The 13908-nt window shown below is 40.5% G+C and carries 14 protein-coding genes, 5 tRNA genes and 1 pseudogene; 13 read left to right on the top strand and 7 right to left on the bottom strand.

Annotation, left to right across the window (positions count from 1 at the left end; genetic code table 11):
* The first annotated feature begins 4 nt into the window (after window positions 1–4).
* From BUB28_RS00905 to BUB28_RS17480, 7 genes are all read left to right on the top strand, one after another.
* A complete protein-coding gene (locus tag BUB28_RS00905) occupies window positions 5–253 on the top strand; it encodes an SOS response-associated peptidase family protein (RefSeq protein ID WP_347497184.1) in 249 nt (82 codons plus the stop codon).
* A 195-nt stretch (window positions 254–448) separates the two neighbouring features.
* Entirely contained in the window at window positions 449–1126 is a 678-nt protein-coding gene (locus BUB28_RS00900; RefSeq protein ID WP_072947820.1) for a CPBP family intramembrane glutamic endopeptidase, read from the top strand.
* A 196-nt stretch (window positions 1127–1322) separates the two neighbouring features.
* Complete coding sequence (locus BUB28_RS00895) at window positions 1323–1958, top strand: gluzincin family metallopeptidase (RefSeq protein WP_081373341.1); 636 nt, start codon at window positions 1323–1325, stop codon at window positions 1956–1958.
* A gap of 62 nt (window positions 1959–2020) precedes the next feature.
* The gene (locus BUB28_RS00890; protein WP_072947818.1) at window positions 2021–3076 is read left to right on the top strand and encodes an alpha/beta fold hydrolase; all 1056 of its coding nucleotides are present in this window, start codon (window positions 2021–2023) and stop codon (window positions 3074–3076) included.
* A 518-nt stretch (window positions 3077–3594) separates the two neighbouring features.
* A complete protein-coding gene (locus BUB28_RS00885) occupies window positions 3595–6051 on the top strand; it encodes a DUF6273 domain-containing protein (protein WP_072947816.1) in 2457 nt (818 codons plus the stop codon).
* A 211-nt stretch (window positions 6052–6262) separates the two neighbouring features.
* A complete protein-coding gene (locus BUB28_RS00880) occupies window positions 6263–6730 on the top strand; it encodes a hypothetical protein (protein WP_139277484.1) in 468 nt (155 codons plus the stop codon).
* A 20-nt stretch (window positions 6731–6750) separates the two neighbouring features.
* Window positions 6751–6882 (top strand): hypothetical protein, encoded by a 132-nt coding sequence (locus BUB28_RS17480; protein WP_278290176.1) that lies wholly within the window; start codon window positions 6751–6753, stop codon window positions 6880–6882.
* 74 nt (window positions 6883–6956) lie between these two features.
* Here the strand turns inward: BUB28_RS17480 and BUB28_RS00875 are convergent, their stop codons facing one another.
* The gene (locus tag BUB28_RS00875) at window positions 6957–7169 is read right to left on the bottom strand and encodes a hypothetical protein (RefSeq protein WP_072947812.1); all 213 of its coding nucleotides are present in this window, start codon (window positions 7167–7169) and stop codon (window positions 6957–6959) included.
* A 142-nt stretch (window positions 7170–7311) separates the two neighbouring features.
* Here BUB28_RS00875 and BUB28_RS00870 point away from each other — a divergent pair.
* From BUB28_RS00870 to BUB28_RS00850, 5 genes are all read left to right on the top strand, one after another.
* Window positions 7312–7388: transfer RNA gene (locus BUB28_RS00870), tRNA-Glu, on the top strand.
* Window position 7389: 1 nt separating this feature from the next.
* Window positions 7390–7463: transfer RNA gene (locus BUB28_RS00865), tRNA-His, on the top strand.
* Window positions 7464–7466: 3 nt separating this feature from the next.
* A tRNA-Tyr gene (locus BUB28_RS00860) sits at window positions 7467–7552 on the top strand.
* Between the two features lie 36 nt (window positions 7553–7588).
* Window positions 7589–7665: transfer RNA gene (locus BUB28_RS00855), tRNA-Glu, on the top strand.
* A gap of 2 nt (window positions 7666–7667) precedes the next feature.
* Window positions 7668–7762, top strand: a tRNA-Ser gene (locus BUB28_RS00850).
* Between the two features lie 669 nt (window positions 7763–8431).
* On the opposite strand, the pseudogene BUB28_RS00845 reads toward BUB28_RS00850, so the two are convergent.
* Window positions 8432–9814, bottom strand: a pseudogene (locus BUB28_RS00845) (nucleotide sugar dehydrogenase).
* Window positions 9815–9958: 144 nt separating this feature from the next.
* On the opposite strand from BUB28_RS00845, the gene BUB28_RS00840 reads away from it, so the two are divergent.
* Complete coding sequence (locus tag BUB28_RS00840; RefSeq protein ID WP_207647068.1) at window positions 9959–10348, top strand: IS3 family transposase; 390 nt, start codon at window positions 9959–9961, stop codon at window positions 10346–10348.
* Window positions 10349–10720: 372 nt separating this feature from the next.
* Here the strand turns inward: BUB28_RS00840 and BUB28_RS00830 are convergent, their stop codons facing one another.
* The 5 genes from BUB28_RS00830 to BUB28_RS00810 form a co-directional block, all read right to left on the bottom strand.
* Entirely contained in the window at window positions 10721–10909 is a 189-nt protein-coding gene (locus tag BUB28_RS00830; protein WP_072947809.1) for a plasmid mobilization protein, read from the bottom strand.
* Between the two features lie 206 nt (window positions 10910–11115).
* Window positions 11116–12024, bottom strand: a complete 909-nt coding sequence (locus tag BUB28_RS00825) for a sugar phosphate nucleotidyltransferase (RefSeq protein WP_072947807.1) — start codon at window positions 12022–12024, stop codon at window positions 11116–11118.
* A 91-nt stretch (window positions 12025–12115) separates the two neighbouring features.
* A complete protein-coding gene (locus tag BUB28_RS00820) occupies window positions 12116–12517 on the bottom strand; it encodes an FAD synthase family protein (protein ID WP_072947805.1) in 402 nt (133 codons plus the stop codon).
* Complete coding sequence (locus BUB28_RS00815) at window positions 12510–13214, bottom strand: aspartate/glutamate racemase family protein (RefSeq protein WP_072947803.1); 705 nt, start codon at window positions 13212–13214, stop codon at window positions 12510–12512. The genes BUB28_RS00820 and BUB28_RS00815 overlap by 8 nt, the downstream gene beginning before the upstream one ends.
* A gap of 24 nt (window positions 13215–13238) precedes the next feature.
* Complete coding sequence (locus BUB28_RS00810; RefSeq protein WP_072947802.1) at window positions 13239–13895, bottom strand: NTP transferase domain-containing protein; 657 nt, start codon at window positions 13893–13895, stop codon at window positions 13239–13241.
* Window positions 13896–13908: the final 13 nt, after the last annotated feature.

The following is a 13908-nucleotide window of genomic DNA, read 5'->3' as shown; positions in this document are numbered from 1 at the left end:
CCGCGTGGTTAAGCTATTTGTTTGTGTATACCGATATGAGGAATATGGAGGTATGCAGATACCTATATTCTCAATACTGACGCGAGAAGCAACAGGCACTGTAAAAGATATCCATGATCGTATGCCGCTTATACTGGATAAGAAGGACTTAAAGGAATGGATACGCCCTAATAGAGATCCCAGTACTATAGTTGAGAAAGCACTAACAAACATGGTCTTTGAGCAGTCCTCATATCTCTTAAGTACTTCTTAATATCTTTTGCTGTATAATTGAAACAGAAATACCGTGAATGTCAATCAATGTAACGTCATACAGCATTTTTGACAAACCCTCATGAGTACATCTGTATAAATAGCCCAAATATTATATTTTAAAAATACATGCTTGACATTGACGTTATGTCAAGTGATATAATAGTTGCATAAACCAGAAGGATAAGAAATCAATATGGGAACTACTGAAAAAAATATATCAAAAAACAAAGCACTCATCATTTATATCATTGCTTTTTACACAATATGGGCACTATATGAATTTTTCGGAAAACCTGTCATAAATGACCTTATTCCTGGAATAGTCAGTTCAGAGATCGTAAAAGAGGTTGTTATCAAAAATCTTGTATGGATACTTCCGGCAGCACTTCTTGTACATCATTACAAAGACGATGTCTATATCGGGCTCAAAGAGATGTTTACGACAAAGGTGAAATGGCTGCATTATCTGCCCGTATTCTTGCTCTTTGTGCTCTATCCTCTTGTCAGTGCGTATCATATGAAAGGTTCATTATCTCTAAGCAGCGATTTTGGTGCAGAACAGGTCATAGATTTTTCATTTGTCGGCATCACAGAAGAAATGGTCTTCCGCGGCTGGCTGCTAAATGCTATGGTCGGCAAGAACAAAAAGAATCAGTGGAAGGCGATACTGCTGAATTCACTGATGTTCGTGGCAATACATATCCCGACATGGACCATGCAAGGCATACTGGGAGATGCTTTTCTTCACTTCGGTTTTGTTTATATCATCATTCTGAGTATCATATTCAGTATAACTTTTTTGAAAAGCAGAAATATTCTCATTCCCGTGGCTCTGCACATGATATGGGATTTTCTGCTGGATATGTTCTGATGAATGTAGCAGAACTGAAAAACATAAACGGAGTCTGCAAAACTCACGGACGATACTGTAAACAAAAGGAGACGAAATAAATATGAAAATAAAATCAAAGAAAAAGAAAATCATATTATGCTGTTGCATTTCTTTGATACTGCTGTTGTTATTGGCGGCTGTCTATATTTTTCAATTTACGGGGTTAGGATATCGAATGTCAGTTCCGTACCGCAGTTCCTTTGAAAAAGTAGCAGATAATATTTATGTCAACAAAAACTATTCCGGTAATATCAAAGAAGCTATTCAGCTCACGGAAGAAGCATTGGAACGGGACAGAGCATTTTTCGGAGAATTACAATGTACCGATACAACGATCATAATTTTCTGCGATGATGATAAGCTGCTTTCAAAGCTTGACGGAGATCATGATACGAAAACCTCATATACGAAGAAAAACTACATTTCTGTTTCAGATGAATACCTTAATATCGACATAATAGCACATGAACTCACTCATGCAGAGCTGCGCACTCGTCTTAATGTGAAAGCACTGAAAAGTATTCCCACATGGTTTGATGAGGGACTTGCCACGCAAAATGATTATCGTGAGCAATATGGGCTGAAGGCGTGGATTGAACAGACTGATAACGGAAAAAACACGGTTCCCCTTGAAGATATGGATACAGGTTCTGAATTTTATGCAGATCCTTTAGAGGACAGGCGTTTCCGTTATCTGAATGCGAAACATGAGGTAAGCGTTTGGATGGATACGCATCAGCAGAAAGGCTTGCTGGAATTACTCGATAAACTGAACAAAGGCGAAGACTTTGATTCCGTTTATTCCAGATAATTCTTAGTTTCACAGAGTCATTGGCTCAGAAATCATTTGATAATTCATAAAAGGAGATTATTATGAAAAAAGTAATAAAAAAGGTCTTTAAGGTGATCGGCCGGATGTTCCTTGTTCTGCTGACTCTCTTTGTTATTTTAACGATCATCTTCGCCTTCATGAAAAAGTCATTGCGTCAAAAGAATATGGATATTCTTAAAGCGGACGGCTTCGTTAATCTTGTTTCCGCAGGCGACTTCGACATGAACGTAAATATCTTCGGTGACGGGAAGTATAAGATCATTTCAATGCCTGGAAGCTGGGATGCCACCTTACCTATTGAAATGAAGAAACTATCCGGGTATCTCGATGATGATATATCTATTGTTGCTGTGACCCGTCCGGGCTACGGCGTATCGGGCGAGACAAAAAAAGATGTCACAACAGAGTATATAGTTGAAAGCACACGTACCGCATTGAAAAACGCAGGTGTCGAAGCACCGTACATACTTATGGCTCATTCCATGAGCGGCCCATATGTGACATACTGGGAGAACAAATATCCCGAAGAAGTTTCGGGAGTTATATTCCGTAACAGCATCAGCACAGCTAATGAAGAAATGCCCGAAGAAGGCTTTCCGAAATTAATGCGAAACGTTCTAGTCGCATTCGGCACTTTCGCCAACAAGACAGGATGGACGACAGTGAAGAATGCTTTATTTGCAGAAGAATATGACGAGTACGGCGAATACTCAAAAGACGCTCTGGCATTCGAGAAGGCATCTGTCCCCAATTACGGAGAAGTAAGGAACTACAATGTCAATATGAGAACAGCGTGGGATTCCATACAGGCAAACGACATTCCTAAGGTGTACATAACAAACGATTATGAAACGCTTGAAGATGCAAGAGAATACCTGATGTTCCTCTACGGCGAGGTCGATGAAGAACTTGCGCAGGAGCTTTTTGAAGAAAGCCAAAGTGAAGAGAATAAAGAACACAGAAAAAAAATAAGTGAATACTGTAAGAGCCTCGGCAACTGCGAAGAAGTGAATATCCCCGCAGGTCATGACATATCCGACCAGAAACCGGAAGAATTCGTAAAGGAAATTGAAAAGCTGATAGACAGAATAAAATGATATAGTTATGACAGCCACTGCCCCGCATTGGGGCAGTGCTTATTTATGTAATGTCAAATAACCACAAAGCAACCCCAAAATGACAAGCCGAACCAAATTCGATGATAAATGCAATATATCAATAATTTGCTGTAATAGCCAGAGCTGTTCCCGATAAGTCGAACAGCTCCTTTTCTATATTTGGCATTTACGATTCGTATAATCAGCAATATATTCACCAATTTGCAATATTAGGTCAAAAATTTTGAGCAAGCACTTGCATTTTTTATATGATGTGATATAATAATAATATACACAGATGGTTTATTACGATATGTAAACTTTCTGTGAATTTTAGGGGGAAGGGTTGACAGTTATGCCATACCGTGTTACAATGCGACAGCACAGCACATCAACGGCTAACTATGCCCTTTTACAAATTAATATGGTAATACAAGCGTATCACATGGGATAAGTGTTTCCTGTGGGGTGCGCTTTTTGTGTTATCACCACACTTTTCATTAAGGAGGAATGAGTAAATGAAACACACATGGAAGAAAGCGGCGGCATTCGTGCTTGCCACAGTTCTTGTAGTGGGCATTGCGCCTGCGAACGTTGGGACAGGAGAATTTTTCGGACAAACAGGTATTGTCGCACACGCTGCAAGCAGCACAGTTACGCTCAATACCAATGGCGGAACAATCAATAGCGGTAACATAACAAGTTATTCAGAGGGTACAGGCGCAATTCTTCCGACTGATGTAACAAAGGAAGGTTATGCGTTCGAGGGTTGGTTTACGAATGCCAATTTCACCGGCTTGCCCGTAACCGAAATATCCGCAGAGGATACAGGCGATAAGACCTATTATGCAAAATGGACTTTCTATGTCCGTATGGGTTCATACAACGGATATGATGTTGACTGGTTTTGCGTAAAAACCAACACCAATGGCTCAATGATGATGAGCAAGTATGTTCTTAAAGCTTCAAGATTCGGAGCTAATGGAACATATAGCACAAGCGATATTCATAGTTGGCTTGATATTGATTCGGGTGGTACTTTTGCTACTGATCTAGGTCTGACAGCAAGTGAATTAGCTCTTGTTAAAACAATCGACAGCTCATCTACATACGGTGACGGAACAGATCAATTTACTATCCCGACTTTAGACGGACTTGACGGATTAAGAAGTTTATATTACACAAAAGCTGGTGTTATCAGTAATCCCAGCTCGATAGCAAGTATTTATTGGCTAAGAACTATGAGAGACTCTGGCAGTGCAAGAGTTGTACGTTCAAGTATGAATACTGTTTCCGCAGGCTACAGCGGCGCAACATACGGCGGACGCTACATCAGACCTATGTTCTATCTTGACGAAACAACCATGAGAAGTATGATAGTGGGTGGTTCTGGAACTGAAGACGATCCATATATCTTAGAGCAAAGATATGACATCAGCACCAATATCACGCCGACAAACGGCGGTACTGTTTCTGCAACTGCCAGCCGTGGCGGTTCGGAGATATACAGCGGAAAACTGCCTAATAAAATGGTTGCAGGAGCGAATGTTACGCTGACACCCTCATCTGCTGTTGGATACAATTTCAAAAGCATAAATGTAAATGACGGTAATGTTGATGTTACAGATAATCTGGACGGTACTTATTCGTTTAACATGCCTGACAACGCTGTAACTGTAAATGCAGTGTTTGAAGCTATTGCATTCTCCAATGCAAGCGTTACTCTCGGTGATGACCTCGCACTGAATTTCTACGTTGACGGTATCGCAGATGATACGGCTGCGGCTGAATACACGGTGAACTTCACAGGTGCTTGCGTAGATGAATCCTCGGCACTTGCGTACAACGCAACTGAGGGCAAATACTATGCGACAACGCACGTTTACGCAAAGGACATCGACAAGGATATTACTGCGACACTTTGCAAGGGCAGCGATACAGTCGATACCATTGAGGATTATTCTATTACACAGTATCTGTCGTCACCTGCATTCAGCGGAGCAGATGAAAAAACATCTGCCCTCATCACTGCAACAAAAGACTTCGGCAATGCGTCTTCCGAGTATTTCTATGGCACAGGTTCAGGCTATTCAGACGGATTTGAAAGCTATGATCCCGACACTTCTGCCTATGCAGCAACATTTGACAGCGATGCTGCCAAGCTCTCCCTTGTGCTTGATTCAAAGACGGCGGCTCGTCTGTATGTCAAGGGAGATGAATCAGGCACAGAAAGCACGATAAACGCTACAAAGGCGGATTATCCGTCCTATCATGAGGTTACAGGACTGCTCCCCCAGAACCTTGCTGACGAGCAGACGATCACGGTCGGCGAAACAGATTACAAGTTCTCCGCACTCTCATGGTGCAACCGAGTACTGACTAACGGCAGTGCAAGCCAGAAGAATGTCAACATGGCGAAGGCAATCATGGCGTATTATGAGGCGGCGAAGAACTATACTGCACCCGCCAACCCCTATGCAGATAAAAGCTTAGGTGATGTAGTAACATTCGGCAACTATAACTGGTATATCATCGGCAAGAGCGATAATGGTGTCACACTTCTGATGAAAGACAACCTTGAAATCAGAAAGTACAACGATAGCGATACAGACGTAACATGGGAAACCTGCTCACTGCGAACATATCTGAACGGTGATTTCTACAACAGCTTTAGTGATGAGGATAAGGCAAAGATCGTATCAACGCATAACAGCAATCCTAACAATCCTGACTTTAACACAAGCGGCGGAAATGAAACCGATGATTACATCTACCTGCTCAGTATTTACGAAGCAAATGCCCTTGACGACATTAACAGCAGTATAAGAACCAACGACTCTTGGTGGTGGCTGCGGTCGCCCGGCTGCGATTCTGAATTTGCGGCGTTCGTCTATGAGGACGGCGGCGTCGAGACGGGTGGTAACTATGTAGATTATGAGAATGTTGTCCGTCCCGCTTTAAATCTTGAATTTTAAATCTACAAATCCTGTTCTTTCTGAATTGAAAGGATATACCCTAAAACAGGAGGTGTTATAAATGAACAAGGAAAAGTACATCGCTCCCGAAATGGAGATCGTGGAGTTCGATAACGAGGACGTAATTACCACAAGCAATGAACTTGAACAGCAGTAATCGAAACACAGCAGGCAGTCCATGCGACTGCCTGTTGCTATACAAGGAGCATTTATGAAAAGACTATTACCCATTCTTCTTTTGTCGGCGCTTCTGCTGACAGGCTGCCACAACGAAAGCAGTTCATCAGCGGAGGATACTTCTGCGGAGAGTACAACAACGACTGCGTCGATAAGTGATTCCTCCTCAGAGCAGACTGAAAAGAATACAGAAAATAACGAATCCCCTACGGCACAGACTACTACAACTGCGAAAACCACCGAAACAACGGCGGATTTATCTGCCAAAGCAGAAAAAGCCACCACAAAATCTGTGAACAAGCAAGGCAATGATACTGTCACAACCAAAGCAAACAGCTCTGCCGAGCCTGTAACAACAAAGGCACGGCAGGACGGCTCAAAGCCTGCGGCAGCTACGACAAAGCCTGTTCAGCAAGCAACCACACAGGCGGTGCAGGATACGCCGTCCGATACAACCGACAGCGATAAACCAATAGAGCTGCCGTTAGTACCCCTGAGATAGTGACATAAGGAGAATCCCGAATGAAAGAAGAATATACTACGCCAAGAATAGAAATCGTGGAGTTTGATACCGAGGACGTTATCACAACGAGCAATACTCACTCCAATAGCAGCAATGAACCTATTGAACTCCCTCTCGTTCCGCTAAGATAGGAGAAATAAATGAAACTGTGACTTCACAGATATGACAATGGCTCAGAGCCGAAAAATGCTCTGAGCCATTTCTGTTAATTGTCCTCGTCCGAACACTCATCAAGTCCATGTATGAGCTGAATGTAAACGCACTCTGCACGGTCACGTTCCTCGCCCTCGGCGGTCATCATCATTTCAAGGAAATATGCCTTTGCTTCTTCGTAGTCCGTCCAGACCTCACGCCTGCCGTTACATACGGTAGTGACCTTTCGTGTTCTCGGCATAGCCAATTCGGGTATTGCTAACATTTGAAGCACCTCCAATTTCATAGTAGCTATATTATAGTCTATGATGATTTCAGAGTCCAGCAAATTGGAAGAATTGTAATTATTCTTGTGCAGGGCGCAGCAATTTCAGAAACAAGTCCGGTGCAGTTTCACGATTCCTTATGGCGGATTCGTCTAACAGATCAGGACAAGAGGCTTTCAATCTCTAAATAGTGGGTTCGATCCCCCTATCCGTCACCAGGTAGTCGTCGTCTAATGGAAGGACGTCAGATTGTGGCTCTGAAAATGAGAGTTCGATTCTCTTCGATTACCCCACATGGGCAAGTATACATAGTGGCGATTGCAGCGGACTGTAAATCCGTGACTTTGATACACCGTAGGTTCGACTCATACCTTGCCCACCAATACAAATCTCCGTTTTTTTCTGAGCGGAGACATACGGTGGATTCGTCTAATCGGTCAGGACAAGAGGCTCTCAACTTCTAAATGTCGGGTTCACCCCCCACATCCGTCACCAATGGTCGCATAAGCCTAACTGGTAAGGCAGCAGTTTGCTAAACTGTGAGTAATCGGAGTATTTCGATGTCTGAGTTCGAGTCTCAGTGCGACCGCCATAAAAAAATAAGCATTTTCATTCTATTCTGAAAAACTTTATATCTTATTAATGTAAAACAGAATTCCAACTCTATGCGTTTTCGGATAAAGTTGGAACTGTATTTCCAACTTTCGACTTTTCTAAGCGAACAAGGTATAATAAATTGGTTACTTGATAAATAATATACTATAATTCGTTCTTTATTTAATAACAATGACAGATGACCACCGTAACACATACCTTGTTACAGACTTATTAATTTTGGTTTGATAGCACCTTCGTCACTCTTTACAAACTTGATTTTCGTGTGACAGCCCGTGTGATTTCTATAGAAAATCGTGTAATTTTTCTTCATTTTTTAAGTGCAAATTTAGAATCATGGCTGTACTCAGAATATAAAAAATCGCCTGAATATCGGTATAAATCCGTTATTCAGGCAATTCTTTGTCTGGAGCTTGTGACGGGACTCGAACCTGCGACCTGCTCATTACGAATGGTTGAAAATTTATTTAACAATTTCATGCATTCTCTGATTTTTAACCGTATATAGGCAATTCCGAGGAGTCTTCTTTTTTGTCTACTTTTGATCCACTGCCTTCCTTCGTAGTTGTCCTGACACAAGTATGACACTTTTTTATTGCCAACAGACAGCTTTTTTGATTGGTATCAGGGCATTTCTGAACTAATATTAATCTCTTCTGAACAGATCTCTTGTATAAACCTTTTCCTCTACATCATCGAGAATACTGTCATATCTGTTAGCAATGATGCAGCCACATTTCTTCTTGAATTTCTTCAAATCATTAACTACTGTTGAACCGAAGAATGTACTGCCGTTTTCAAGTATAGGCTCATAGATGATAACATTTGCACCCTTAGCCTTGATACGCTTCATAACGCCCTGAATAGAACTCTGTCGGAAGTTGTCTGAGTTTGATTTCATTGTCAGACGATATACGCCAACAGTAACATTTTTCTCTTTACTGCTGTCAAATTCATTATTACTATCATAGCTGTAATACTCAGCCATTTCAAGAACACGATCAGCAATGAAGTCCTTTCTGGTTCTGTTGGACTCAACTATAGCTGACATCATATTCTGCGGTACATTCTGATAGTTTGCAAGAAGCTGCTTTGTATCCTTTGGTAGACAGTATCCGCCGTAACCGAATGACGGATTGTTATAGTAATCACCCACACGAGGATCCAGACAGATACCCTTGATGATATTTTGAGTCTTAAGTCCCTTAACTTCTGCATATGTATCAAGCTCATTGAAGTAGCTTACACGTAATGCGAGATATGTATTAGCAAAGAGCTTTACTGCTTCAGCTTCAGTTGTTGCCATAAAGAGAACAGGAATATTTGTCTTGATAGCCCCCTGCACGAGAAGATTTGCGAACACTTCTGCTTCTGCCATGTTCTTATCATCTGATCCTACTATGATACGTGAAGGATAGAGATTATCGTAGAGAGCCTTTGATTCCCTCAGAAACTCGGGGCTGAAAATGATATTATCCATGCCAACCTTCTCACGAACCTGAACTGTATAGCCTACAGGAATTGTTGACTTGATAACGATAGTCGGCTTTTTCTTCTTTTTGCCAGTAACCTTTTTGATAAGTTCCAGAACCGCCTCAACAGCAGAACAATCAAAATAGTTTGTCTTAGGGTCGTAGTTTGTAGGAGCTGCAACAATGATGAAGTCTGCGTCCTTGTATGCAGACTCGCCGTCTGTAGTAGCTTTGAGAGAAAGCTTTCTCTCCTCATGTTCAGCAAGATATTACTCAATGAAGTCATCCTGTATAGGAGATATCCAATTATTCAGCTTTTCGACCTTTTCAGGAACTATGTCAACTGCAGTAACATCATTATGCTGTGAAAGCAGAACTGCGAGGGAAAGTCCAACATAGCCAGTTCCTGCTACAGCGATTTTCTTACGCTCCACAGGCTTTACCTCAACAGTGTCATCCTCGAAGAGGTCTCTGTAATCGAAATCAAGTACCTCTGAAAGACACAGCAGCTGATCAACTGATGGACTGAAATTCTCCTGTTCCAGTCTGGTAAACATTGTACGGCTAATACCTGTTTTTTCAGAAAGTGAAGTGTTATACTGAAAGAGCAGTCGACAAACGCCCAAAAATCTGGTAGAATATAAGTAACAAAACCGGAAAGGGAAAACGACTATGAAGTAGCTCTTGAAATGCGTGATAACATGAAGAAGGAACTTTGCATAGACACCGTAAAACAGCTGCGTGAGAAGTACGGTAGACTGGAAGGAAGTGTTCTCCACAGTGACCGTGGCTGCCAGTACACAAGCTACGCCTTCCGCAGGGAGCTTGTAACTAATGGGCTCATTCAAAGCCTCAGCGGCACTGCTCATTGCTATGACAACGCCCGTATGGAGAGCTTCTTTGCCACGCTGAAAAAAGAAAAACTGTATCAGATCCCGATCTACAGAATGAAACGTGAAGAGGTCAAAACTGTCATCTTCAGATACATCTTCACCTACTACAACACACAAAGGATCAACAGCTTCAATGAAGGCGGCCTCCCACCTGTGGCATTAAGAACTTCAAAGCAGCTTACTCATCACGCTGCCTGACTCCGGCCTATCCAAGATTTTGGGTATTTTATGACTGCACTTTTCTTGACAATTTCAACGAATACTCTTTCAGGTCTGAATCAAGCTCTAACCTGACTCAAAACCGCAGAGCCAGACTGCTTAATGCATGGTGAGGAGACCGGAGATCCATTTAATATTATGGTTTGTGAACTGAGAAGACCGATGTTGATAAATTCAGTTGAGGAAGCTATAATGGCTTTATCACACTGCTAATAGTAACAGAATAAGATTTTATGTAGGCACTGCATTACATTTACACCTTAAACCGTTACGGTTTTAATCGCTAAAGCACAGCTATACAAACAATCCTCGAAGTGTTGTGATTTCTTTCATTTCTCTCCGAGGATTTTTTTATTCCTGTCTAGCAGCGTCATTGCCTACAACAGTTTCATTAAGACATCTTACTCTGATGTACTCGCTGATTGATTTACATCCTGCTTCCTTTGCCTTTGTCTTAAACAGCTCTGCTTCTGCCTGCGTTACCCGGAGGCGTATTACTGTTGATTTTACTGTCGATGGATCATGTGATTTTGTTCTCATTATTTTTGCCTCCTTAAAATATGGGCAGTATGAATTGAATGTGTGTTTGAATGTATTAAAGTTTCACTCTCATTCAGATGCTAAGTGTATAATTGCCACATCAGCACCCGGATCAAAATGAATTATTTCTAAGTCTATTTGCAGAGAATCCTAAGTTATTTCTCTTAGAACTCCCTGCAGCACCGCCTTTATTACCACTATTTTTATTACATCAAATCAGAATACAAGTCTTCTTTATATACTCCGGAGCTATGCAACTGATGTATATTTTCTACCACAATTGGCTTGTCTTCCTTATATGTAACTCCAAACCATTGAGCGGTTGTCGGAAGAACGCTGTATTTCACACCGGTTTTCAGCATCTGATCTGCTATAACCGGCAAAAGATATTCGTCCTTCATAGGATCGTTTAACTCAGAAAGAAAACGAGGAAAGCTCTCTTTGAGTACATCCAAAAACATCTGAGGATAACACCAGAAATTCATTGATACCAGACTATCTGAGTTTAATTTCTTTCCATCAGCTTCTGCGGAATCTTTGTTTTTTACAATATTCTTCGTTTCAGATATAGAAACAAGTTTGTCATCATCCACAGTGCAGATACCTCTTGTTACACCTCCGTTTTCGGAAAGGGTATTCTTTAAAACATAGCCTACTAATGCATAATCATTATTATCAAGGAATTCAGCAGCTTTTTTGAATCCTTCCTGTCCATAATAATCATCCGCATTGATTACTGCAAATGGTGCGTCTATAAAATCGGCAGCACACAAAACAGCATGTCCTGTTCCCCAAGGCTTAGTTCGAGATGATAACCTCACCATATCTTCATTCGACATTTGTGGTAAATAAGATACTTCCTGGAAAGCGTATTCAAGTTCAACGCCTAATGGTGCAGCTATATTTTTAATTCTCTTTCCAATTCTTTCACGGAAATCTTCTTCAATATCATGTCTGATAATAAACACTATTTTATTGAAACCAGCAGCTATGGCATCATGAATCGAATAATCAATAATAAGATGCCCCTGATCATCTACAGCCTCTAATTGTTTTATTCCGCCTCCGTATCGTGATCCTATGCCTGCTGCTAGGATTACTAAGATTTTTTTCATATTGTTGTCTCCTATATTATGTATTATCACATATTAGATTGGAGGATTTTTTCATTTTGTATACGCAAGTATATTTAAAATGCTCAATCATTTATCTGAATTTCTTTTTAATATCAGAAGAACAAACCCCCGGTGTGCGCTTAAGCCTTACAACCTGTTTTCCATGTATATTACACCAATCAGTCATCTCATCAAACCTAGCACCTATATGATCCTCACCTAAAGCAAGTATGTCAAAATCAATTTTTTCAAGTGCATTAACTCCAACTGTATCATATACCACAACTTTATCAACGATCCTTAACGCTTCAAGCATTTCAACACGTTCATCAGTTGAGTATAATACCTCAGCGTCAGGCTTGAACTTTTTAATATAATCTCCATTTTGAACCGCTACAATAAGGTAATCAGCATGCTGTTTACATTGCTTAAAAAGGCGAAGATGTCCTAAATGCAGATAATCATAAACACCAAAAGTTAAAATCTTACTCATTTTCATACTCCTCATGTAGTTTTTGAATAGCTAACATCAACGGGTCATAAATGTTCTTGCAACTTACATCATTAATAAATGCATCATATAAAATAGGCAACTCAGTACATCCTAAAATGCAGCTGTCATACCTATTAACTAGCTCTAAAAATGTATCTCTTACAACATCAAAAGATTTGTTTTGCTTAACAGCCTCTATACAATCGCGCAACATAGCATATTCACTTTGTTCAGGAACAACACATGTTATTCCTACTTTTTCAAGAGCGTCTTGATAGATATGAGACTCTATAGTTCCTTCAGAACCAAGAAGAAAAACTTTTTCTAGCCCATCAGATTTAATACGGTTCACACAAGTTTCAATTATATGAACTATACTACTTTGAATATCTGGATATTTCTGATATATCAAAGGCAAGAACAAATGTGAAGTGTTGCAAGCAAGAATAATTCTGTTACACCCTGTGTCTTTTAAACTGTTCAAAGACTCGGCCATTTCACAAACTAATTGATCTACGTTTTCTTTATATAAAAACGCCCTCACTCTGCTAGGCATAGTACACCTATTATCTATAACAATGCGAGGACGCTCCCATTCCTTTTCGGCTTTAAAAACTTCTGCGTACTGTTCAAATAAATGAATTGTTGCATAAGTCCCCATTCCTCCTAATACACCTATAACTAAATTATCACTCATTACATTATTCCTCCCATTCTCAAACTACATACAGCCATTCTCAAACCATTCAATAGCCTGTTCATAATCTTCTGGTGTGTCAATTTCTCGTGTTCTAACAAAAATTGACTTAAAAGGCATGATTTCATTCAACACTCCGTATACATGTGAAGAATCGCTCTTTAGTTTCTCAGTCATAACCTTTGCCATGCCTGGCCATTGTTTTGATCCTTCTGTTTTTGACAATCTCTGGACCTTTTCATCTGAAATCTCAGCCTTAACAGGTTCAGCAGAAGATAATTCAGATAATACAACACATTCACTCTCTGTTTTCAGAAATAATTGAAAATCGCTAGGGTTCTCTAACGTATCGCCATCCAAGATAATTGTATATTCTCTTGCTCCAAGAAGGCCTTTTCTTAAACTATCAGCAACACCTGTGGTTTCATATTGATAATTGAAAGCAAAAACAATATCTTTTCTAAATTCATTTACCACATTTATTAGCTTCTCTGCCTGATATCCGACGACAATTCTAATATCATCGAAATCCTGTAAAAGTTGCAGCTGACGAATAATCAGTGGAACACCGCAGATATCTACCAATGCTTTAGTTGTTCCTATTCCCAATCTGGTACCCATTCCAGCACAACATATAACAACCGTAGTATTCTTTGGCGTCGCTATATTGACATTACTCATAATACTACTCCTC

The organism is Ruminococcus flavefaciens, from assembly GCF_900143025.1.
GTDB classification, from domain to species: domain Bacteria; phylum Bacillota; class Clostridia; order Oscillospirales; family Ruminococcaceae; genus Ruminococcus; species Ruminococcus flavefaciens_I.
Note: the sequence above shows the minus strand (reverse complement) of the source record. Positions and strands in the feature narration are given on the sequence as shown.